Origin of the sequence: Ralstonia insidiosa, assembly GCF_008801405.1 — a bacterium.
Classification (GTDB): domain Bacteria; phylum Pseudomonadota; class Gammaproteobacteria; order Burkholderiales; family Burkholderiaceae; genus Ralstonia; species Ralstonia insidiosa.
In genome coordinates, this window is record NZ_VZPV01000001.1 from 2,932,932 (window position 1) to 2,955,605 (window position 22,674).

The following is a 22,674-nucleotide window of genomic DNA, read 5'->3' on the forward strand; positions in this document are numbered from 1 at the left end:
GCGCATCAATAGAGCCATCGGTATCGCAAGCCGATTTCCGTCAGCGGCGATGTGCCCGACCGCGTGATCGATTGGTGTTCGATGTACAGCGCCAGATGGTCGTTGCCGAACACGCTGCCCGCCACCCCAAGCTGCGCCTGCACGCCCCACCCTTCGCGATTGTCGTGCAGCATGCCGACATCCATGAACGGCCGCCAGGCGCGGGTGTAGCGGTCCAGATAGTCCGTGCCGAAGCCAAACAGCATGCCGAACTGTGCAAACGAACGCGGCATGATCTGGTTGACGTCTGGCGTACCGTCGCCCGGCAGCAGGCGCGCCATCAGCGGGCTGACGGTACCTGATGCGTTGTAGCGCGCCACCGTGCCGACCACGCGGATGGTGTAGTCAGGATATTCCACGCGGAAACGGTGGCCGATCTCGCCGTCAACCACCATGCCGCTGCCCAGGAACGAGCGGTCCTGCCCATAGAAGCGGTCGCCCTCCACCCTTGCGCGCACGTACTCGTTTTGGGTCAGGCGCCAGTTGTTGCCGATCGAGAACAGATCCTTCACACCGCCCACGCGCAGTTGCGGCGTTTCGTTGGCAGGCTGGTTGCGGCCAATCGACAGCTCGGTGCCCAGCGGCCCCACCTGTCCCAGCAGCCCATCCAGCCGGAATGCATAGAACGATGCCAGCCCCTGGCGCCAGCCCACGGTGCCCTTCCACTGCGTGTTCTGCGTCTGGTACTGAGATATCCAGTCGACGCTGCGATCCTGCGCCGGCACACCGGTGAGCTGCGTGTCGTCGATCGAGCGCTGGTTCCGCTGGGTGGCGCGCAGCAGCATGCTGGTGTGGTCGGTCAGGCGCATGCCGGCCGCGGCGCTGGTCTCGAAATACGTAAGCGGCGCCTGCTTGAACCACGTCTCGCGCGGCTCCAATGCCTGTGCGTTGGTCAGCAGCGTCTCCTGCACGCGCTCGTGTATCTGCTCATCGTCGGGCGCGGTGGTCAGCCCCTCGAACGACAGGCGCTGTGCCTCGCCCAGGCGGTCCGTCATCACGTTGGCGTCGATGCGGTTGTAGAGCGGGATGCGGTCGGGCGTGTCGTCCAGCAGGCGGTTGAGCGTCTGCAGGTCGCGCTCAGCCAGAGCGATGGAGATCTCGGCATAGGCCGGGCGCGTCATGCGGCGCGCGTACTGCTGCAGTAGCCAGGCACGTGCCAGGTCATTCGCTTCCTGCGACAGCGCCCAGCCCAGCGCGGCTTCCTTGGCCACGGCGGAGACGAGTTGATCGCTCACGCGGGCCTGTTTGCGTTTGTCAGTCGGCGCTTCTGGCGGCTCGGGCGGCAACGTGTCGATGTCGCCCAGCTCGGACTTGTCCATGGCCGACCGACCGCCCTCGCGTGCCTGCTTCGTGGCGCGGCGATCATCGCGCAACAACTCGATGAGCAGGCGCTGCGACAGGTCACCGGACCCGAACGTTTGGGCCAGCGCGACGCGTCGGGCGCGCAGTTCAGTACGGGAATCCTCTTCGAGCGGTACCGCATCATCATCGCCCACCGTGACGCGTGTACCGACACGGCGGCCCGTGGGCGCCTTGGTTTTGTCGCCTCCGACCTTGTCTTCGGCACGCCACAGCAGCCACCACGCTTCGCGACGCAAGCCCCAGGCAGCATCAGCCTGACCGGCCATCTCGCGCGCATCGGCATAGGCCAGCAGCCAGAGCGGATCGGTCTGCATCGACTTGCCCTGGCGGCCCAGGAAGCGCAGCGCGAGGTTGGCGTCGAACAGTTGCAGCCCGGCCGCAGCGTAGGCGCCCCAATAGGCGGAATCGTTCTCGGCCTCGCCGCGCCACAGGGCCAGGGCGCGTTTGAGTTCGGCATTCTGGCCGGAGTCGAGCAGGCCCCACAGGAAGGCGGCCTTCACATCGCTGCCGGCATCGGGCAGCGAGACAGCGCGGCGCAAATCACGCATGGCCGCATCCCATTGGCCGCTCTGGCGGAAGTACTCGGCACGCGCGCCGAGCACACCGGCGGATTGCTCGGCGGCTTTGCGTTGCTCCGGTGTGAGCGAGGCGAGCAGCCCTTCGATGCGGCGGAAGGCACGCGCCCGCGTGTAGTAGTAGATGGCCTGCTGCAGGTGGACCATCGTGCCGTCCTTGCGGAAGGCCAGTTCAGACAGGCGGCCGGCGTCGATGGGGCTGGCGTCGTAGAAGTCGATCATCGTGGTGAGATCGTCCGGCTCTGCCTTGCCACCAATCAGCAGTTGGCGATACGCCTTGCGTGACAGATCATCGCGCTGGTTCAGACGCGCGAGCTGCGCGAAGGTGCGCCAGTAGAGATCGTCCGTGGGCGAAGCGGCCTTCTCCGCGGCCTGCATGGCCATGAGCGCCTGCTCGAACTGCCCGCGTACGTACAGGATGTTCGCCAGCTTGAGCGCGTATTGCGCGTTGGGGCCAAATTCCTTCTGCAGGCGCACGTACGTGTCGTAAGCCTGGTCGTCCTTGCCGGCACGCTCAGCCAGGTTGGCATAGCGCTCCAGCACCGCCTGCCGGTGCGCGCCACGCGCAATGCTATTCAGATACGCCAGCCCCTCTACCGGCTCGCCCAACCGCTCATACGCGGCGATGATCTGGTCGAGCAGCTTCATGTCGCCCGGCTGGCGGCTGGCCTGGTAGCGCAGTCCGGCCAGATAGGCGTGGTCTTCGTTGAGTGCGGGGGCCAGACGCAGCACGTGCTGCCAGGCAGCATCGTCGCCGGTGGATTGCGCGTACGACAGCCAGTAGTTCAACGCGACCATCGGCTGGCGGTTCCACTCAGCCACCTGGGCGGCGCGCTCGGTCCAGATCTTCAGGTCGGGGCGCTGACGCACAGCGGCCTCGGCCACGCGCATGGCGTCGTTCAGGTTGCCGCTGCCCATGAAGACCTGGAAAGCGAGGTCGTAGTCATCCGCATTGAAAGGCGCGATGCCGCGTACGATGGCCTGAGCGCCCTTCGGTTGCGAAGACGATTCGGCATCGTTGGCTTTGTCCGCCACGTGGCGGATGCGTGCGGCATGACGCTGGCGGCGGGCCAGGCCCTCTGGGCCGTCCATGAACACCACGTCGGTCGGACTCGGCAGCGGTTCGGGCCGGCCAGCGAATGCCCAGTCATGACGCACTGCACCCGACGCCAAGGCAATCCCCGCGTTCGTCTGGCGCCACGACAGATGCAGCAGGCGACGCGCGTACTGGTCGGCCAGATCGGGGCGATTGCATGCCTGAGCCAGGCGCGTAAGGAAGCGCAGCGTTTCGGTATCGTCGATCAGCGGGCCGACGCGGCGCTGCGCCTCGGTCATGGCATCGTCGAGCAGGTTGCCGCCCTGCAATGCCTTGAGGCCGGCGATGAAATAGCGGCGCTGCTCATCGAGCGACTTGGCGGTGTCCTGCGCGGCAAAGTTGGCAGCGGCGGCGGCGCGGTATTCACCCACGCCCAGCGCGATTTCGGCGGTACGCGCCTGCCACTGCGCGGCGCGGGCCACGTCCTGCTTGGCCAGGCGCTGGTAGAACTGCATGGCAATCGCGCCCTGATCCAGCCCACGGGACTTGGCCGCAAGAATTTCCAGCTCGGGTGCGGTCCACCGGTAGTCGAGGGCTTGTTTGAGCAGACCACGCAGGTCGACCAGCATGGCCGCACGCTGTGGATCATTCGGTTGCAGCGCATAGGCGCGTTGCTCGCGGATGGCGATATCGAGCAGCAACGCTTCACGGTCGAGCGACTTGTCATGCAGTGCACGCATGCGGGCGACCATGGCTTCGGCCTCTTCCAGCCGGCCGGTGCGCACGTACTGGGCGGCCAGCACGCTGAGGAATTCCCCATCGTTCGGGCGCACGCGCAGCCAGGCTTCCAGATAGGCCACCGACAGCGCATCGACCTTGCCACCTTCCAACAGGCGGGCCTCCAGGCGCTCGCGCGGGAACATCAAGGCGAGCGCCAGCCCGATCAGCGCGCCAAGCGTGCCGATCAGCCAGGCAGGCAGCAGCCGTTCACGCGGGGTCAGGTCAGCAGACCACATCGACACGTTGATAGGTCACGGTTTGAGCAGCAGTTCCAGTCAGGTCAACGCGCACGGTGTTGTCCTGTGCACGGGCGGTGCGGGCGGGGTTGCCGTTGACCTTCACGCGACAGGCGCCCGCGTTGGCCAGACGAACGAACGGCTTGTAATAACCGCCCGCCTCGAAACTCATCTCGTTGCCGCTACGCGCGAAGTTGCGCACGAAGGCTGCGGCTTCCGCAATGTATGTCGGCTTGTTCGATTCTGCCTCCGGTGCGACGGTAAAACGTGCTGCCCCCTCGTCGAGGTGAATATAGATGCCGCCGGCTGCCTTGTCATAGCCAACCACGCCCTGTGCATCGGCCAGCCGCGGTGTGCCGGGCGCCATCCAGCGCAGTTCGCGCAGATCGCCATCACCGCGCACGACCCAGGTGTTGCCGTCATCGACATCACGGGCAACGGCCATGTTGCGGAAATCCAGCACCTTGACCACGTATTCGGTGGAATAGATCGGGAACACCGGCTGCGAGAGCGCGTAGTCGTAGACCTTCTTCAAGGCCTTGAGCGACGCAAGCTTGGTGCCCGAATACATGTGGTAGTAGATGTTGATGGGCTTGAAGCGATACGGCGTGTCGGTCATCTGCAGCGTTTCAATCAGGCGATCGAAACCGTAGAAAGGCCCGGTCCAGTCATTGGTATAGACGTTTTCGTTCTGGTTGGGTGCAAACACCTGGTAAGCCCCCGGGCCCTTGTCGATACCCAGCGGCGCGATCTCCGTCCACGACGGCGAGCTGCGCGTAATGGTGGTATCGCCACCGTTGAGGTTGAGCACGCCCGCATCCCAGGTCATGCGCACGGCAAGCTCAGGCGGCTGGCAGTCGCCCGACCACTGCAGGATCTTCACGCGCTTGCCCGGCGGTGCCAGACGCTCGTTGATGTAGTTGATGGAACCCGAGATTTCGCGGTCCAGACTGAATTTGTAGCCGGGAATGGTCAGCGCGAAGGCCGTATCGCCACCGCCTGCATCCTTACCCGGCCCCTCTTTCGTTGCAGGGCTCTGGACCGTGCGGCTCCAGTCAAACGGGTGCGAATAAGTGTGCGTGCCCAGCTCCACGTACGGCAACGCGAACATCTTGCGGGCAATCGCCTCCAGGCGGGGTGTCAGCTTGGGATACAGGCCGCTGGAGCCCACCTCTCCTTCGATGACCGACAGCGTGGTCGGGATGCGGTACTTATCCCACACGTCCTGCAGCAGCACCTCGCCGGAATACTCCGGGCCGGGAAACTCGGCGCGCGAGGCAAAACCGTCGCCATCCACGTGCACCAGCATGAGGCGGCGGCCGTTTTCCGACGTCACATCCGGGATCGGCATGTTGGGAAGCGCCAGCGCGCGACGCAGGAATTCGATCGGTTGCACCACCCAGCGCGCCTGCTCAACGGTGTCCATCGAGAACACCGCGTACGGATTCAGCACGTAGCCGCCCCAATCGGTGATGGCGGCGGCGTCAAATTCGAAATTGCCCGATTTCAGACGCAGCAGCGACTGTCCGTGGTCGCCCACCCGAATCGGCTGGGCCTCGCGGCGCTCGGGCTGCGGCGCCATCTCGAAACCGATGATCTTGTCTTGCGACACCACCGACAGCGGTCCGCTAGCGCGCCCGCGCACCAACTGCAGCTTGAACATGTCGGCCATGCTGCCGTCCACCGGCAGGCCGAACTGGTTCATGAAGGCGATGTGCACGCCGTCATGAATGCGCTGCCGCACCCACGACGACAGCGCTGCCACCTGCTTGATCGGGCTGGTGTTCACCCACACCACCACGCCGGCATAGCGGTCGGGCGGTACAGATGCGGGCAGCGGCTTGTTGATGTCGGCGTACTCGACGTCGTAGCCGAGAAAGTTGAGCGGCGTGGCAATGAAGCGCACGCCCTCGCTGGTGTCGATGGTGGTGCGTGGGTCGCGGTCTTGCAGGATCAGCACCTTGCGCGGCAGCACCTCGATGCGCCCCACGCCAATCGTCGACAGATCTGGATCCGTCACGTACGGCACCAGCCCCTGCGCCTTGATGCGCTTGGCCGTCTCGCGCGCGCAGGCGCGGTCGGCCGGCGGGCAATAGTCGATGGCGATCACGGGCAGGTGGTACTCGTCGCGAATCTTGCGCACCTGGCCCATCAGCCATTCGCGGTCGGCATCGCTGACTTCCTTGTACTGCTTGCTGCCTTGATCCCAACCGCGGTACAGCGATTCAAACGCCACCGCATAGGCGAGGTCATGCACCTGCGGCAGGATCTCAAAGCCACGGTTGAAGATCAGCTTGGCATCCGGATAACGCGCCTTGATCGCCCGGATCACGCGCACCATGCCGGCTTCTTGCGCCGCGCGCGCCGCATCGTCCTTGGCGACAAGCTGGTACGAGTCGAGCGTATCGAGGAAGAAGCCGCGATAGCCCTTGTCCCACAGCGGTTTGATGACGTGATCGACATAGAAGGCCGGCCAGTCTGGCTGGGCCTGGTCCACCACGCGCGACGCCCATGCCGCGTTGCGGCCAGACAGCCAGGCCTTGGGCAGATCCTTGTACCAGTTGCGCTCGGGCGTGACCTCGCCCACGCTCACGTAGGCGTACCACTGTGTCTTGGGTGTCTTGAACTGCGACGGATCAAAGCCGTGGTCCGGCTCGATGACGACCGCGTCAAAGGCACGCAGCTGTGCCACGGGCGGCTTGTCGCCGTAGTACCAGGCAATATTTGGCGCGTTGGCCGAGCTTGAAGACGTGACCCCTGATGCACCGGGCCCGGTGGTGGCAGACGCCTGTTGAGCAAGCGTCACACAAGGCATCGACACGAGTGCGGCCGCAACCCAGGCTGCAAACCCGGACACAACCCGTCCGATCGTCCCTGCCGTATTCCCCCGTTTCCCCCCGGTGCGCCACTGTACGCGGCTGAGAATCCACATGACCTACCACTCCTATGCAACTGTGTGCACACAACTCCGTGCCACATTGGGCCGATCTGCGCCGGCACTGAAATAGCGGCGCCAATACTTACGCCAAACGGAACATTTGCCCTTTCTCCGGAATGCCCCCCGCAAACGCAGGCCCCGCAAGGCAAACCGAGGCAATATGTTCCCAGGCTGCAAGTATCACCCATGGTGTGGGTACGCGGCAAACCACTTTTCGATGGCTATGCACCACACCGGGACATAGACAATTGTTTAACGTGGGCCCCGACATGCGTGATCCGCGCTGTGGTTTGACAAAGCGATCCCGGCTGCACCATGATCGTCCGCAGCCACATTCCGAGCGGCCTTGCAGCGCAACGGCACGCCCGCCCCGCCACCATGTCCGCCTTCATCCTTGTCGCGCTCATCCTGATCAGCGCCTTCTTTTCTGCTTCCGAGATCGCGCTCACTGCCTCGCGTCGCACCCGCCTGCAAACGCTGGCCGACGATGGCGACACCCGCGCCCTGCGCGTGCTGCAGCTCAAGGACACGCCCGGCAACTTCTTCACCGTGGTGCAGATCGGCGTGAATGCGGTGGCGATCCTGGCCGGTGTCATCGGCGACAGCCAGATCTCGGGGCCGTTGGCCACGTGGCTGGGCGACTGGCTGCCAGCCGCCCGTGCCGAGCGCATCGCCAGCATCGCCGGTTTCATCATCGTGACGGGGCTCTTCATTCTGTTTGCCGACCTGCTGCCCAAGCGCCTGGCGGTGCTCTACCCCGAGCGCTGCGCGCTGGGCGTCATCGGCCCGATCCAGACCTGCCTGCGCGTGCTGCGGCCAGTGGTCTGGCTATTCAACGGCGCGGCTGACCTATTCCTGAAGCTGTTTGGCGTGCCCACGCACCGCGTTGAGCAGATCACCACCGAAGACATCACCGCCATGGTGGGCGCTGGCGCCGAGGCAGGCGTGCTGCGCAAGCACGAGCTGGCCATGATCGAGAACGTGTTCGAGCTGGAATCGCGCACCATCACCTCGGTCATGACCGTGCGCGACGAGGTTGTCTACTTCACGACCGACGAGCCGCTGGAATCGATCAAGCTGAAGATCATCGCCCAGCCGCATGCCGAATACCTCGTCTGCCGCGACGATATCGACTCGGTGCTCGGCTTCATCGCCTCGAAGGACATCCTGAAGCAGATCCTGTCGGAGGAATCCGCCACTGTGATCCGCAACCTGGCCAAGCACTTTGACAAGAACCTGCTGGTGCTGCCTGACACGCTCAACCTGTCGCAGGCGCTCACGCGCTTTCGCGAGATGCACCAGAGCTTTGGCGCGGTGGTCAACGAGTATGGGCTGGTGGTGGGCATCGTCACGCTTGACGACATCGTCGGCGCGGTGATGGGTGACATCCTCTACCTGGGCGAAGACGAGCAGATCGTGCGCCGCGATGACGGCTCCTGCCTGATCGATGGCGTCACGCCCATCGGCGACGTCAAGCGCGCCTTCGACCTGGACGACCTGCCCGGCGAGCACCACATCGAAACCATCGCCGGGCTGGTCATCTACGCGCTCAAGCGCATCCCCAAGAAGAGCGAAAGCATCGACATCGGGCCGCTGCACATCGAGGTGCTCGACATCGACAACCACCGCATCGATCAGTTGCTGGTGTCGCGGCGCATCGATCCGGCTGCCTCGCCCGTTTCCTCCGCATCGTGAGCGGCAAACACGTCCTTGGCGGCAAACATGCCGTTGAGTGCCGCCGGAAAGCCCGCGTATAGCGCCATCTGCAGGATCGTCTCGGTAATCTCGTGGCGGGTGAGCCCCACGTTGAGCCCCGCGGCGATATGCACCTTCAGTTGCGGTACCGCATTGCCCAGGGCCGTAAGCGCGGCAATGGTGGCGATCTCACGCTCGCGCAGCGTCAGACCTGGGCGGCTGTAGACATCGCCAAACCCAAATTCGACGATGTAACGACCGAGGTCGGGCGAGATGTCGGCCAAGGCCTCGACCACGCGTTCGCCGGCCACGTCATCGACTTCCTTGAGTTTTTGCCAGCCCCGGGCGTAGCGATCACGATTCGGGGCGTCCTGCAGGTTGGCGTGGTTTGCGGCTTGCGGTGCGGTTTGTGCGATCTGCGTCATGTGCGTCCTCGTTCGATTGGCGTTTCGGCTGTTGTTTCGATTTGCGAGATGAGGAAGCGGAACCCAGCGCGCTTTCTGCGGCGGCAATCCGGGCCCGGATGCCGTCGTAGTTGACGATCTTCTCGCGCAGCACGGCCAGTGTTTCGGCCCGCGCGCGCTGCTCCGCCTCCAGCGCCGCGGCATGCAACTCCAGCAAGCGTTGGCGCGCTGACACACTCTCCAGACTGTCGCCCTGCCGCCGCAGCGCTGCGTACTGCAGCATCTGCGCAATCGGCATGCCGGTGTCGCGCAAGCGCAGCAGGAACGCGAGCCACGTCATGTCTTCCGCACGGAAGACGCGGTGGCCGTTATCGCGCCGCTGCACGCTGTCGAGCAGGCCGATGCGCTCGTAGTAGCGCAGCGTATGCGTCGACAGGCCGGTGGCTTCTGCAACTTGGGCGATGGTCAGGAAAGTGGTCATGAACGGAGCTTAGAAGTTAGAGCGCACTCTAAGTCAAGCGACTTTAGCGCAGGTTTGCACCAGCCTGACGGGCAGCCCCAAAACAAAACGCCGGCCCCTTTCGAGGGCCGGCGTTTTGGTGTGCAGAAAAACCGGGAAACCGGTTAGCCGCCCTTGCCGAACTCGCTCGGGCTCGCCACCTTCGGACGGTGGTCATGCTTCTTTTTCTTCTTGTGGTGGTGCGCCTTCTTCTCGCCTGCTGCCGGGGCTGCGGCGGGTGCCGGGGCAGCGGCGGGTGCAGCCGGAGCGGCCGGGGCGGAAGCCTGCGCAAATGCGCCGGCGCTGAAGACTGCTGCCACGAGGGCAGCCAGAAGCTTGTTCATCGTGTTGTCCTTATGAAAATACGGAGATGCGGCGCACCCGGTAACAGGATGGAACGTGACCCAATGCGTCCCTCGCCACTGCCATTCAACGCGCGACCCCAGCATCGGGATGACCCGCGCATCACCGGGCAGTGTGGTGCAGGCGCTGGCCAATGTCCACCTGAAGCCTGACGATACGCCGATGTGCAGATCGGCACGTTGATACGTCTCAACAAAAATTGACAAATATTGCGTGACACACTTTCTACATTGTTACGCGCGCTTACATCGTGGGAAGAACGCTTACAAACAGCGGTACACGGCCTCACGATATGAAGCGTTTTTGGAGGCATGGATCGCACATTGGACGAGATCCATGTATCTGAAGTCCCGCTATATCCTCAAGGAGTCTCACATGAAAGTCGCTCAATCCCTGGCCGCTCTGATCGTTGCTGGTGCCTTTGCCGCCCCCGTGTTCGCAGCTGGCACCGCGTCCGCACCGGCTGCTGCTCCCGCACCGGCACCGGCCGCTGCGGCGACTGCCACCGATGCCGCTTCCGCTCCGAAGGCCGAAGCCAAGCACGAGAAGAAGCACCACGCCCACAAGAAGGCGCACAAGGCTGCAGCCAAGTCGGAAGCCAAGACAGATGCCGCTTCGGCACCGAAGGCCGCTGAACCCGCCAAGCAATAAGGCGATCGTGCAGTGAAAAACGCCGGGAATTCCCCGGCGTTTTTTTATGCCTGCTTAAACCGCATCAATGCAGGTGCGGCAGACGCTTCGTACCTTCGATCTGCACGGCTTGCAGCTCATGCGGCTTGAGCCCCAGCACGCTCAAGATCGTCGGTGCGATCTGGTTGGTGTCGACATGCTCGTCCACCACATCGGAGCCGATGCCTGCGCCCCACACCACGATCGGCACGTGGCGGTTCTCCGGACGGAAGCCACCATGTTCGGCGATCTTCGACAGCTTGCTGCCCGCCCACACCGTGCCCTGCTGCGCGATGCCGACCACATCGGGGAAGCGATCGTCGCTGGGCTTCACACCAAAGAAGTCGGCCACCTCCTCACCGATCACGAAGCGGCTCGCGCCGGCCTGCGTGAATGGCTTGGCGGTTGCATTGCCCGCCGCATCCGAACCCACGCCCGTGCCCGAATAGCCCAGCAGGAACTGCTTGGCGAACCGCAGCGCGGCTGGCGAGCGGTCGTTCAGCCATAGCAGGATGCCGTCGTCATCCATTGCATGCGCGACAAGGTGCGGCTTGGTCGCATCCTTGCAGGTGGCGGCGTACTTTTCCCACGCGCAGTTGAGCGCGTCGATCATGTCGCCGTCGTTGACGATGGTCAGGTCTGCGCGGCTGTTGGGCGATTGACCATGCTTGGCCGACACGATCACGACCGTGTTGGACGGGTCCGTCGCCTTGACCAACTCGCCCAACTTGTTGTCGACGAAGGTGAGCGCGCTCTGCAGCACCGGCCCCGGCACCGTGCCGTTGTTGGTGTAGCCGCCCAGGCCGCCCTTCACCTTGTTGGCGGTGTTGGACGGGTCCGGGTAGTACGCTGATTTGTTCAGCTTCTGCGCAGTCGACACGGCCTGGAAGTTCATGCCCAGGATGGCCGGCACACCCGGCGTACCGTTGCCGGCGTGGTCGTGGCCCTTGAGCCAGTTCAGCACGGCCAGCACCTTGAAGCTGTCGTAGCGCTGTGTGTCGGTGTTGTCCTTGGTCCAGTCCGGGCCGGGGCCACCAGGCCGCGACGGGTCGGTCACCGAGCTGTTGATCTCGGGCGCGAACAAGTCATCAATGCCCTGCCCGCTCGGGCCGTTGAGGATTTCATATGCCGCGTGCTTGTCCGACCAGGCCGTGTGCAGACCGTGCTTGCGCGCGACTTCAAACACGGTGTTCACCTTCAGGTACTGATGCGGATAGACCGGCGCGCACGTGATGGGCGAGACCGGCAGGAAGGCCGGGTCGATCAGGTCCTGCGCATGGCCGGTCAATTGCGAGATCTTCGAGAGATCAGCATAGAGGCCGGGGATGCCCTGGCCGCTGTCGAGGCGGTTCAGATCCTTGGCAATGACCTCGGCGTAGAACACCTCGGCGCCCGGCTTGGTGGTGTGGCAGTTGGCGGCCGTCGTACCGGCCGGCAGCAGGCTCCGGCTGTACGCGTCGTCGTAGTAGATGCCGGTGGTCTTGGGATTGCCGCCGGTCACCTGGCCGACCATGCCGGGAAACGAGTCGGACGGAAACGGCGTACGGGCGTTGCGATAGCTCACGCCCTGGTGCACAAGGCGCGCGAGCGTGGAGCCCGGATGGTTGCCGACATACCAGTCGAGATCGGACTGATGCAGACCATCGACCGAGATCAGCAGGACATGCTTGGCGTGCGCCTGCCGCACATCATGCGCATCATCGTCATCGGCATACACATGCGCAGACAGACCGCATGCAAGCGTGGAGAGTACAGCGAGCGCGAGGTATTTCTTGGGGGACACGGGATTCTCCTCTGGGATACCGCCATGAGGCGGCCCGGTCACGCTATGCCCACCGTATGTCTGTGCAGCGACCCGCGTATGTCGACCCGGTGACAAATGTAACGTCGCCTCCACCACCCGGTTGAGCCAACGTTTGCACTGTCATCGGCCGTACGGATGATTCCTCTAGAATGGCGTGCCCATCGCTTTTTCCTTGATGCTCACTTGCTCGATTCCATGCTCTCTTCGCGTGCCCTGCCCTGCTTCGCGCTTGCCTGCCTGCTGGCCCTGACCGGCTCCATTGCCAGGGCCCAGACCACGCCCGCCGCGAGCGCGGAACCCGGCGACTGGAGCGTCGCCGTCGGCCCGTCCATCTATGTGGCACCGAAGTATCCGGGCGCGAAGTCGAGCTTTGTGTTCCCGTGGATCGATCAGGAGATCGAGTACAAGCACCGGTATTTCTCGAAGGGCATGGACTTCCTGGGCGCCTACCTCGCCAACGACGACACATGGCAGGTGGGCGGCAACTTCCAATTCGATCCGACCTGGCGCCACGCACATGACGACGCGCGCTTGAATGGTCTCGGCAATGTCAACGCCACGGTGCGCGCCAAGGCCTTCGCGCAATACACGGTGTCGTTCCTGACGCTGTCCACCGACGCCGAGCAGGACATCCTGGGCAACCGCCAGGGCCTGATCGCCAATGCCGACGTGTACGCCAGCGCCCCGCTCGGCCGCTGGCTCTTCAGCCTTGGCTCTGGCGTGTCGTGGACCAACGGCCAGTACATGCGCACCTTCTTTGGCGTGGACGGCGGCCAAAGCGCGGCGTCGGGTCTGCCGGTGTTCGCCACGCACGCCGGTGTGCGCGACATCCACTTCAACGCCATCGTCACGTGCAAGCTGGATGACCGCTGGACCGCCAACGGCTCCGTCACCGTGGCGCGTCTGCGCGGTGATGCCGCCGACAGCCCGATCACGCAGCGCCGCCAGCAGACCACCGCCATGGCATCACTCACGTACCGGTTCCGTTAACCCTGCCGCGCGTGTTTCCAGGGAGCCACGCATGACCTTCGACCCATCCTCGTTGAAAGCGCTGTGCTTTGACGTGCAAGGCACGCTGGTCGACTTCACCACGCCGCTCATCGAAGCCGGTGAAGCATTGGCGACGCAGCGTGGATTCGTCGCCGACTGGCCGGAAGTCATCACGCGCTGGCGCGCCGGCTACCGCGCCGGCATGGACGCGTTCTTGGCCGGACAGCGCGCCTGGATCTCCACCGACACGATCTATCGCGAAGCGCTGGATACGCTGCTGGCCAACTACCCGTGGGCCCAGCAGGTCAGCGCGGAAGACCGCGATGCGCTCAACACAACCTGGAGCCGCTTGCGCCCCTGGCCGGATACCCAGCGCGGCCTCAGCCGGTTGCGCTCGCGTTATCTGACGGCAGCGCTATCGAACGGCAGCATGGCTTCGGTGATCCGCATTGCGCGGCATGGCGCCCTGCCCTTCGACGCCATCCTCACGGGCGAACTTGTGCAGTCGTTCAAACCCGACCCGAAGGTCTATGCCCTCGCCGTCCGGTCGCTCGGTGTGGCACCCCACGAAATCATGATGGTCGCATCACACAAATACGATCTGGTGGCGGCCCGTGCACAGGGTTTTCGGACGGCATTCATCGCGCGGCCGCTGGAGTTTGGGCCCGGTGTTGCCGTCGATATCACGCCAGATCCGACGTTCGACTGTAACGTGGCTGACATGGAAGAACTCGCAACCCGGCTTGGCGCCTAGCGCAATCGGTTGCATTAGCGCCGAACCTGCCGTGGCAGCGGCTTCGGCATGAGACAAACACCTATCAGACCAGAACACCAGCCACGCGCCTCTCCCCCAAAAGGACCATGCCTCCTTTTCGCAACAGGCGTGTTTGCAATCACCCTCAACCGTCGCCAATTTTTTTGGTAGTCTGTTTTGCAGGCAGACAATCGCTTCCGATCAACGCGCGCGGACAGCGACCGATGTCTTCAAACAAGTGGATGAACACTTGCAAGGCAGGAGGGCCTCACCATGTTGCGATGGATTGCACACTGGGCGATGAACCATGCTCCGTCTCCGGAGAAGCAGGCAGAACGTGCGCTGAACGAGCTGCGCATGGAGCTGTATCACGCGGAACAGCGCGTGATGGACGCGCAGATGCATGCGGACTACTACCGCGCGCGCATCACCTTCCTGGAAGAGGTCGTCAAGAAAGGCATTGAGCGCGTCTCCGATCAACGCAAGGGCAAGCAGGAAAGCGCGCACGCGCTGCGCGCCGGTCTCAAGTTCACGGCCGAACTGTGGCGTGAGTCGCAAGCGCAGTCGCGCGATTCACATCTGCTGCGGCGGCGCACGGCAATGTCGTTCCTCGATCCGCAGGACGGGCCCGACACGCACCGAGACCCGAAGATTCATCACCTCTCGGAGCTTGCCGCGGGCTCGCATTTCGACAGCAACCCGTTACCGCAGGCCAAGCACGTCGCTTCTGAGAAGCTGTAGCGCTGCCCCGCCTGCCCCGTCGAAACACCGGATCAACACAAGCCCCTTGGTCTCAAAGCCAAGGGGCTTTTTCTACTGCCGACGGTAGCGCTCACTCAAAACCGGGCGCGAATCCCGACGCCCGCGGTCTCACCCGTCGACAGCCCGGAAAACCGATCGACCATATACACCGCATAGAGATCGGTGCGCTTGGAAAGCGGGTAGTCATATCCGAGCGAGGCGGTCCGGCGCGTCTGGTTGAGTCCACCGGAATCGCGTGAATACGCGTAGGCCGCAAGCACCTTTCCGGTGCCAAGCGCTATCGTCACCCCACCCTCGAACATGTTCACGTGGAAGTTCTTGTTGATCACGTTGTTGTTCGTGTACGTGTATTCGCCATAGAACTTGGCGACCGACCATTCATACGACGCAGCCAACTGGGCCACTGACTGGCTGTGCAGTCCATTGATCAACCCATTCAGATCACCCGCTGCCGAATTGAAGTTCGCGTATTGATAAACGCCACCGGCTGCGAAGCCACCGTTCTGGTAAGAAAGCTGCGCCGAATACTGCTTGCTTCCATTGCCCGTGCTGCCCTCGCCGAACGCGTACATGACGCGACCGGTCAAACCGTGCAAGTCGGGCGTGGCGTACTGCACTGCATTGCTCCAGGCGGTTCCGCCAACAATCCCCTGGTCCGTCTTGTACGCCGGATACGTCCCCAGCCCGGCGTACATCTGGACGATGGTCGGCGAGAACGTGAACGACGCGTAGAACGGGTTGAACTGACACGCCTGCAGATACAGCAGGCTGCTTTGCCGCCCGAGCGTGATCGTGCCAGCCAGAGTCGAGAGCCCGACATAGGCATTGCGCGAGAACATCGGATCGCCGTTGAAGGAACCGGAGGCACCGGTATCGGCGCGGAAAAATCCCTCGATCGCGAAGATGGCCTTGTTGCCGCCGCCCAGATCCTCCTTACCGCCAAACCCCCAGAACGACGTCGACATGCCGCCGCTACCCTCTTGCCAGACGGCGGATTTTCCGGGGTACCGCTGAACGCCGACCCAGGTGTCGACGATGCCATACAACTGCACGCTGGATTGCGCGATTGCCTGGGTTCCCATCGTCATGAGCGCAAGGGGTGTGGCAACTCGGCAGATGTTTTTCAGCGTGATCAATGCGCGTTGCTTGAGCATGGTGAGGTCTCTTCTCTTTTCAAAGGACGAGTGAACGCCGACGTCTGGGTCGACGCCTCGAAATCGGAATCATGGAAAGGGGCGGCAATGCCGGTCGTACTGCCGCAGATCAGGTACCGCTAGACGCCTACAGCGATGCGCGGCTGATCACGTAGCCCGTGGGATGAGGTCAGTAACTTCGATGTTCCAGCGATCGCTGCTGATAGGAAGACACCGCGACTTTGGCCTTCTGGAACAGGAAGAAATAGAGCTTGATGTACTGCCCCACCAGGATCGCGTTCATGAAGGTGCCTTCACGAATGAACTTGGGACCGCCTAGCAGCGCAAAGCCAATTGCCGCGCTGATTACCAGAAGCGCGCAATCGAAACTGGTCTTGATATCGCCCCACTTGAAGCCCGTCCGCTTGAACAGCGTGTTGACGAACATGTCGATCGGCATGAGCACCAGGTTGGCGCGGATCATCAGGAACAGGCCGAACCCGAGCAACGCATCGGCAAACACCAACAGCAGGAACTTCATGTAGTAGTCCTGGAACCCGATCGACTTCGTCAGCAGCAGGTTCAGGTCCAGGCAGCTCGCCAGCACAAAGGCGGGAATCAACGCCGCAAAGTTCTTCACTGTGAAGTCCTTGCGCGCGACCAGGTACGTGAGGAGCAACATCAACAATTCGAGCATGAAGTTGTAGGTGCCCTGGCTGAGCGGCGGATACACCAGCGTCATGGTGCGGGTCAGACTGCTTTGCGGCGAGATGCCGATGCCGGCTCGGATGGCCAGGCTGATCCCCAGGGTCAGTATGTAAATGCCAACGACGTATGTAATCCAGCGCCGTGTCAGGCTGCCGGTATCAATGACTTCCGCTTCCCTTGCGTGGTGTGCCATGGTTGTCCCTCCGTTGTCTGCCTGCCTTGTGCGGTGCCGTTCGTGACTGTCGACGACGGTCGCCGCTTCTTGTTCTTAGCTCCCCAGGCCGCCGGGGGCCTGAGCCCCCGGCAGATACGCGCCTTCTATCGGCGCCTCATCAAACCATGAAACCGAAGCGGTCGAGCGAGATGAACAGCGTCAGCAACTTGTTCACCACGGGCTCGCCTTCGTTGTGGTTGCCCATCGCCGCCAGCGCCGCGTCAATGTCGCGGGTGGCCTTCAGCAGTTCGTCGAGGTTCATGTTGGCCTGGACACCGTAGATCTCCAGCGGCAGCGAGGCCTTCACCTGTTTGTTCTCGGTGACCGCACAGCCGCCCGCATAACCGTCGACCTCCTTCAGGCAGTGGCACATCTCCGCACTGTCCTGCCCCACTGCAACGAAGTACGCCTTAGGTGCCGGCCAGAAGGTCGCCACCGCGCCGCGATCGATATGCACGCCCTTGAACAGGCCGTTGACGACGTGGCGCTTGCCGTTGGCGTAACGCTGCACAACCGAAATGCGGTTGAGATTGACGCCACCGAATTCCGGCACGACCTTGCCATCGCGGTACGGCACCCACACTTCCTGGAAGAACTTTTCGTGGCCGCGGCCGTAGACGTCGAACAGGTATACCTTCGCCTGCTGGCCGTCCGCCGAGATTTCCATCGGCACCAGATCCAGTTGTTCCGGCGTCAAGTCAGCCAGACCCGGCACCGCCTTCTTCACCATGCCGGAATAGTCGATGTCGGCCTGCTTGAGCAGCTTGCGATCCTTCGCCACCAGTTCGCCATCCTTGAAGACGAAGCGCGGGTTGATCTTCGACAGACTGTCAGTCAGCACGATATCGGCGAAGCGGCCCGGCGTGAGCGAGCCGAACTTGTTGTCCATGCGGAATGCGCGTGCCGTGTAGAGCGTGGCCATCTTGATCGCCTTGATCGGCTCGATGCCCATCTCCGCACACAACGAGACGATCCAGTCCATGTGGCCCTTGGTCAGCAACCGGTCGACCGAGATGTTGTCGGCGCAGAGCTGGAAGTTCTCGGCGGGCCATTTCCGCTTGACGATGGAGCGCAGCATGATCTTGATCACTTCCGGGCTGCCCACGCCAAACTTGATCTGCGTCTGCAGGCCATAGCGCACGCTTTTCTCGATGTCGTCCTCTTTCCACACATCGTGGTTGGCGAAGGCGCCGATGGCGGGCATGTAGTTCAGCATCATGTCCGACAGCGTCGTCACGCCCCAGTGCGTGTTCATGAATCCGCCCTTCGCGCGGCCCAGGGCCGATTTTCGGAAGTCGTCGTCGTTGCCCACGCTGTAGGTCAAATGCGCCAGTTCGCCCAGGCCGATCACCGGATCCATCTTCAGCAACGCATCGGTGACTTCCACCGACGTCTTCTTGCCCGGCGCAAACGCAAACACCCGGTACGGCAAGCGCTCGTGGTGCCTGAACAGTTGCTCGGTGGCCTGCACCGCTTCGTCACCTGCCGCGCTCACAAAGTCGAGGCACTCGGAGAAGATGGTGGTCGTGCCGCAGGGGACGATCGCTTCAGCAAACGCAGCCGGATGCGCCAACTGGGCTTCGAAGTGAACGTGCGCGTCGATCAGGCCCGGAATGGCGTACAGGCCTTCGCCGTCGAACACTTGGCGCACCTTGATGGCCGTCTCGTCCGGGTTCAACGCAACGATGCGCTTGTTGTAGACAAGGATGGACCCTTGATACACCGACTCGCTATGCACATCGAGGATGTTCAGGTTCTTCAGGAGAAGATCGGCCTCCTTCTTGCCGTTGAGCACATCAAAGATTGCTTTCACCTGATCGTAGTGGGCATCGACCTCGCTCTGCGTTGTGTCCGCCGCCGTGATGCCTCGTCCGCTGACTTCTTGGTACATGATTGACGCTTCCTCAATTGGTTTTGACTTGTCCGTGCCGCACTGCAACGAACTCTTGCGGCTGCGACTGGTGCCATTAAGACCGAAGTCAGCGTTTCCAAAAAGAAGCGTTTTTCGCACAGAGTGTGCACTTTTCGAGTACGCTCAATCCGAATCTAGGAGCGGGCTCATATGCTGCATTCACGGTTGCTGCGGTACATCGACGAGATCGCACGGTCCGGCTCAATCCGTGCCGCGGGCGAAAAACTGCACATCGCCCCATCGGCGATCAACAAGCATCTGCTGTTGCTTGAGGAGGAGATCGGCGAGCCGCTGTTCGAGCGCTTGCCGCGCGGGCTGCGGCCCACGCCGGCAGGAGAAATCCTCCTTGCCCATGTGCGCAAGACCATCCTCGAATATCGCCAGGTCGAAGCCGAGATACGTGACCTGAAAACGCTGCAGAAAGGCGAAGTCATCATTGCCACGGTGACCGGTCTGGCCAGCGGTATTGCCTCCACCTCCGCAACGAACTTCTGTGCGAGCCACCCGCACATCCAGATTTCGATCCGGGTGATGTCCACCCGCGAAATCGCTGATGCGCTCATCAGCGGCGAGGCTGACCTGGGGCTCGGCTTTAACCTGCCGCCTTCGCCGCAACTCGAGAGCTTGTGGGAAATGGACACGAGCCTCGGGGCCGTGGTCTCAACTAAACACGCATTGGCGCGTATGGAGTCGATACCGCTCGCCTTCTGCACTTCGTATCCGCTGATCTTCGCGGACCGCTCCATGCTGATGCACGGCATCGTTGCGGATACGTTCGCGGAGGCGGGGCTGGATGTCGAGCCGGCCTTCCGAACCAACTCGATCGAGACGATGAAGCGCCTGGCTGCCGCGAGCGAGGGCATCGCGTTTCTCAGCCGATTCGACATTGCCGAGGAGCACCGCCAGGAACTGCTGACCTACCGGCAGATTCGCGACCGGGCCTTCAGCAAGAACGCCCTGTCACTGGTCCGCCGCGAGAAGCACGGGCATGGGCTTGCGAGCTTGTTGCTCGCTGAGGAAATCATGAGCGTGTTGGGGGCGATGAGCGGGTGAGTTGGTGGATTGCCAACACATCATCCGATGGCGCCGCCATGGCGCGTAAACGACAAAGCCCCGCCAGTGGCGGGGCTTTGTTCGAACCAGGCTCCGTTTGACCGGGGCGCTGGACTTGCTGGCGGAGAGGGTGGGATTCGAACCCACGGTACCGTCGCCGGTACGCCTGATTTCGAGTCAGGTACATTCGACCACTCTGCCACCTCTCCGGTAACTGGGTCGCTGAATCGCGAAACCGCGACTATAACAGAATTTTGCCGGCCGGATCAAGAGGGTCGGCTCAACTCCATCAAACTGCCGGTTTCAGCACTTCCTGGCCGCCCAGGTACGGGCGCAGCGCCGTCGGCACCGTAACCGAACCATCTGCGTTCTGGTAGTTCTCCAGCACGGCCACCAGCGTGCGGCCCACAGCGAGACCCGAGCCGTTGAGCGTGTGCACCAGCTCCGGCTTGCCCTGCGCGTTGCGGAAGCGGGCCTGCATGCGGCGTGCCTGGAAGTCGCCCATGTTCGAGCACGAGCTAATTTCGCGGTACGTGCTCTGCGCCGGAATCCACACCTCGATGTCGTAGGTCTTGGTGCTGCCGAAGCCCATGTCGCCCGTACACAGCACGACGGTGCGGAACGGCAGCTCCAGCTTGCGCAGGATGTTCTCGGCGCAGTTGGTCATGGCGTCCAGCGCGGCGAACGAGGTTTCGGGCTGCACGATCTGCACCATCTCGACCTTGTCGAACTGGTGCTGGCGGATCATGCCGCGTGTGTCCTTGCCATACGAGCCGGCTTCGGAACGGAAGCACGGCGAATGCGCGGCAAACATCATCGGCAGCGCATCACCGGCAACGATCTCGTCGCGTACGAGGTTCGTGAGCGGCACCTCGGCCGTCGGGATCAGGTAGAAGTTCTCGACGTGCTCGCCGGTCTCTCCTTCCGCGCCGTGCCCCATCTTGCGCGGCACGCGGAACAGGTCTTCCTCGAACTTCGGCAACTGGCCGGTACCACGCATCGACGCAGCATTGACGATGTACGGCACGTACGCCTCGGTGTAGCCATGCTCCAGCGTGTGCGTGTCGAGCATGAACTGCGCGAGCGCACGATGCAGACGCGCCACTTGGCCCTTGAGCACGGTGAAGCGCGCGCCCGACAGCTTGGCACCGGCGTCGAAATCCAGCCCCAGCGCGCTGCCCAGATCCACGTGATCCTTGACCGGGAAGTCAAACGCGCGCGGCGTGCCTTCACGGCGCACTTCCACGTTCTGCGTTTCGTCGCGGCCGGTCGGCACGCTTTCGTGCGGCACGTTCGGGATCGACAGCATCAGGTCCTGCAGCTTGGTCTGCACCACGTCGAGCTGCGCGGCAGATGCCTTCAACTCATCGCCAATGCCGGACACCTCGGCCATCACCGCCGATGCGTCCTCGCCCTTGCCCTTGAGCATGCCGATCTGCTTGGACAGGCTGTTGCGGCGCGCCTGCAGCTCTTCGGTGCGGGTCTGGATGGCCTTGCGTTCGGCCTCGAGCGCGGCAAAGCCTGCCACGTCGAGGACGTAGCCGCGGTCTTTGAGGCGCGCGGCGACGGCGTCGATGTCTTTGCGCAGCAGTTGGATATCAAGCATGGTGGGGAGAAAACTGTGGGAACGAACGATCCGGAGGATCGAAAAGACCGATTTTATCGCACCGGCCCGTGGGTCTTATTTGTTGCGGGAGGATTTGTCCTGCTCGGCGTGCCACTGCGCATCCAGCTCACGCAGGTGCCGCAGCTTGTCGCCGATCTTGCCCTCCAGGCCGCGCGGCGTCGGCACGTACCAGTTCTGCGCGGGCAGATCGTCGGGGAAGTAGGTTTCGCCGGCCGCGTAGGCTTCGGGCTCGTCGTGGGCGTAGCGGTAGGCATGGCCGTAACCGAGCTCTTTCATGAGCTTGGTTGGGGCGTTGCGCAGGTGCACGGGCACGGTGCGCGACTTGTCCTGACTCACGAACGCGCGCGCCGCGTTGTAGGCGTTGTAGCCGGCGTTGGACTTGGGCGCGATGGCCAGGTAGATCACCGCCTGGGCCAGCGCCAACTCCCCTTCCGGTGAGCCGAGGCGCTCATACGTCTCGGCGGCATCCAGCGTGATGCGCCCCGCGCGCGGGTCGGCCAGGCCGATGTCTTCCCACGCCATGCGCACGATGCGGCGAGCAAGGTAGCGCGGGTCGGCACCACCGTCGAGCATGCGGCAGAACCAGTACAGCGCCCCGTCCGGATCGGAGCCGCGCACAGACTTGTGCAGCGCGCTGATCTGATCGTAGAAGGCATCGCCACCCTTATCGAAGCGGCGCAGGTTTTCCGACAGCGCAGACGCCAGCAGCGCCTCGTCGATCACCGGGGCGGTATCGCCGTCGGCCTGCGCGCGCGCCGCGCGCGTCACGATCTCGACGTTGTTGAGTAGCTTGCGGCCATCGCCATCGGCAGAAGCGACGATGGCGTCGAGTGCGGCGGGCGTCCATTCCAGGCCGCCCAGCTCCTGGCGTGCGCGTTCGGCCAACTGCTTGAGCTCGTCGTCCGACAGGCTCTTGAGCACGTACACCGCGGCACGTGACAACAACGCGCCGTTCACCTCGAACGACGGGTTCTCGGTGGTCGCACCAATGAAGGTAAACAGCCCGCTTTCCACGTGCGGCAGAAAGGCGTCCTGCTGGCTCTTGTTGAAGACAAGTACGATCCTTTGCAGCCGTTTTAAATCAATGGCTTGGCGTGCATGCCTGCGGATTTTTCGCACAA

General features: G+C 63.1%; 15 protein-coding genes, 1 tRNA gene and 2 pseudogenes. 6 read left to right on the forward strand and 12 right to left on the reverse strand.

Annotated elements, in window-relative coordinates; all coding sequences use genetic code 11:
* Positions 1 to 5: 5 nt before the first annotated feature.
* Positions 6 to 4,028, reverse strand: a complete 4,023-nt coding sequence (locus F7R11_RS13930) for a tetratricopeptide repeat protein (protein WP_064804468.1) — start codon at positions 4,026 to 4,028, stop codon at positions 6 to 8.
* Complete coding sequence (locus tag F7R11_RS13935) at positions 4,015 to 6,843, reverse strand: bifunctional glycoside hydrolase/polysaccharide deacetylase family protein (RefSeq protein ID WP_064804470.1); 2,829 nt, start codon at positions 6,841 to 6,843, stop codon at positions 4,015 to 4,017. Before F7R11_RS13935 ends, F7R11_RS13930 begins: the two co-directional genes overlap by 14 nt.
* A 501-nt stretch (positions 6,844 to 7,344) precedes the next feature.
* Between F7R11_RS13935 and paeA the strand changes: the two genes are divergently transcribed.
* Positions 7,345 to 8,661 (forward strand): polyamine export protein PaeA, encoded by a 1,317-nt coding sequence (paeA, locus tag F7R11_RS13940; RefSeq protein WP_064806382.1) that lies wholly within the window; start codon positions 7,345 to 7,347, stop codon positions 8,659 to 8,661.
* On the opposite strand, the gene F7R11_RS13945 is transcribed toward paeA, so the two are convergent.
* From F7R11_RS13945 to F7R11_RS13955, 3 genes are all read right to left on the reverse strand, one after another.
* Positions 8,601 to 9,086: a carboxymuconolactone decarboxylase family protein gene (locus tag F7R11_RS13945; protein WP_064804472.1), complete on the reverse strand. Its 486-nt coding sequence runs from the start codon at positions 9,084 to 9,086 to the stop codon at positions 8,601 to 8,603. The two genes, paeA and F7R11_RS13945, sit on opposite strands and share 61 nt — an antisense overlap.
* Positions 9,016 to 9,546, reverse strand: coding sequence for a MerR family transcriptional regulator (locus tag F7R11_RS13950; RefSeq protein ID WP_064804474.1), 531 nt, complete (start codon positions 9,544 to 9,546; stop codon positions 9,016 to 9,018). The genes F7R11_RS13945 and F7R11_RS13950 overlap by 71 nt, the downstream gene beginning before the upstream one ends.
* Before the next feature lie 143 nt (positions 9,547 to 9,689).
* Positions 9,690 to 9,908 carry a hypothetical protein gene (locus tag F7R11_RS13955; protein ID WP_021195583.1) on the reverse strand — a complete coding sequence of 73 codons (219 nt, stop codon included), beginning with the start codon at positions 9,906 to 9,908 and terminating at the stop codon, positions 9,690 to 9,692.
* A 394-nt stretch (positions 9,909 to 10,302) separates the two neighbouring features.
* Here F7R11_RS13955 and F7R11_RS13960 point away from each other — a divergent pair, with 394 nt between their 5' ends.
* Entirely contained in the window at positions 10,303 to 10,578 is a 276-nt protein-coding gene (locus F7R11_RS13960; protein ID WP_021195584.1) for a hypothetical protein, read from the forward strand.
* A 64-nt stretch (positions 10,579 to 10,642) separates the two neighbouring features.
* On the opposite strand, the gene F7R11_RS13965 is transcribed toward F7R11_RS13960, so the two are convergent.
* The gene (locus tag F7R11_RS13965) at positions 10,643 to 12,379 is read right to left on the reverse strand and encodes an alkaline phosphatase family protein (RefSeq protein WP_064804477.1); all 1,737 of its coding nucleotides are present in this window, start codon (positions 12,377 to 12,379) and stop codon (positions 10,643 to 10,645) included.
* A gap of 216 nt (positions 12,380 to 12,595) precedes the next feature.
* Here F7R11_RS13965 and F7R11_RS13970 point away from each other — a divergent pair, with 216 nt between their 5' ends.
* The 3 genes and pseudogenes from F7R11_RS13970 to F7R11_RS27305 form a co-directional block, all read left to right on the forward strand.
* Positions 12,596 to 13,390, forward strand: coding sequence for a MipA/OmpV family protein (locus F7R11_RS13970; protein WP_064806384.1), 795 nt, complete (start codon positions 12,596 to 12,598; stop codon positions 13,388 to 13,390).
* Between the two features lie 31 nt (positions 13,391 to 13,421).
* Positions 13,422 to 14,144 carry a haloacid dehalogenase type II gene (locus tag F7R11_RS13975; protein WP_064804479.1) on the forward strand — a complete coding sequence of 241 codons (723 nt, stop codon included), beginning with the start codon at positions 13,422 to 13,424 and terminating at the stop codon, positions 14,142 to 14,144.
* A gap of 273 nt (positions 14,145 to 14,417) precedes the next feature.
* Positions 14,418 to 14,609, forward strand: a pseudogene (locus tag F7R11_RS27305) (hypothetical protein); the annotation flags it as partial.
* Positions 14,610 to 14,980: 371 nt separating this feature from the next.
* Here F7R11_RS27305 and F7R11_RS13985 read toward each other — a convergent pair.
* The 3 genes from F7R11_RS13985 to F7R11_RS13995 form a co-directional block, all read right to left on the reverse strand.
* Positions 14,981 to 16,060 carry a porin gene (locus F7R11_RS13985; RefSeq protein WP_064804481.1) on the reverse strand — a complete coding sequence of 360 codons (1,080 nt, stop codon included), beginning with the start codon at positions 16,058 to 16,060 and terminating at the stop codon, positions 14,981 to 14,983.
* Positions 16,061 to 16,229: 169 nt separating this feature from the next.
* Complete coding sequence (locus F7R11_RS13990; RefSeq protein ID WP_064804483.1) at positions 16,230 to 16,940, reverse strand: YczE/YyaS/YitT family protein; 711 nt, start codon at positions 16,938 to 16,940, stop codon at positions 16,230 to 16,232.
* Positions 16,941 to 17,079: 139 nt separating this feature from the next.
* Positions 17,080 to 18,852: an adenine deaminase C-terminal domain-containing protein gene (locus F7R11_RS13995; protein WP_167317190.1), complete on the reverse strand. Its 1,773-nt coding sequence runs from the start codon at positions 18,850 to 18,852 to the stop codon at positions 17,080 to 17,082.
* Between the two features lie 171 nt (positions 18,853 to 19,023).
* Between F7R11_RS13995 and F7R11_RS14000 the strand changes: the two genes are divergently transcribed.
* Positions 19,024 to 19,926, forward strand: a complete 903-nt coding sequence (locus tag F7R11_RS14000; RefSeq protein ID WP_064804485.1) for a LysR family transcriptional regulator — start codon at positions 19,024 to 19,026, stop codon at positions 19,924 to 19,926.
* 119 nt (positions 19,927 to 20,045) lie between these two features.
* On the opposite strand, the gene F7R11_RS14005 is transcribed toward F7R11_RS14000, so the two are convergent.
* The 3 genes and pseudogenes from F7R11_RS14005 to F7R11_RS14015 all read right to left on the reverse strand — a co-directional run.
* Positions 20,046 to 20,135 (reverse strand) — tRNA-Ser (locus F7R11_RS14005).
* Between the two features lie 80 nt (positions 20,136 to 20,215).
* Positions 20,216 to 21,532: a serine--tRNA ligase gene (gene serS, locus F7R11_RS14010; RefSeq protein WP_064804487.1), complete on the reverse strand. Its 1,317-nt coding sequence runs from the start codon at positions 21,530 to 21,532 to the stop codon at positions 20,216 to 20,218.
* Positions 21,533 to 21,607: 75 nt separating this feature from the next.
* A pseudogene (locus F7R11_RS14015) lies at positions 21,608 to 22,606 on the reverse strand (replication-associated recombination protein A); the annotation flags it as partial.
* Positions 22,607 to 22,674 lie beyond the last annotated feature (68 nt).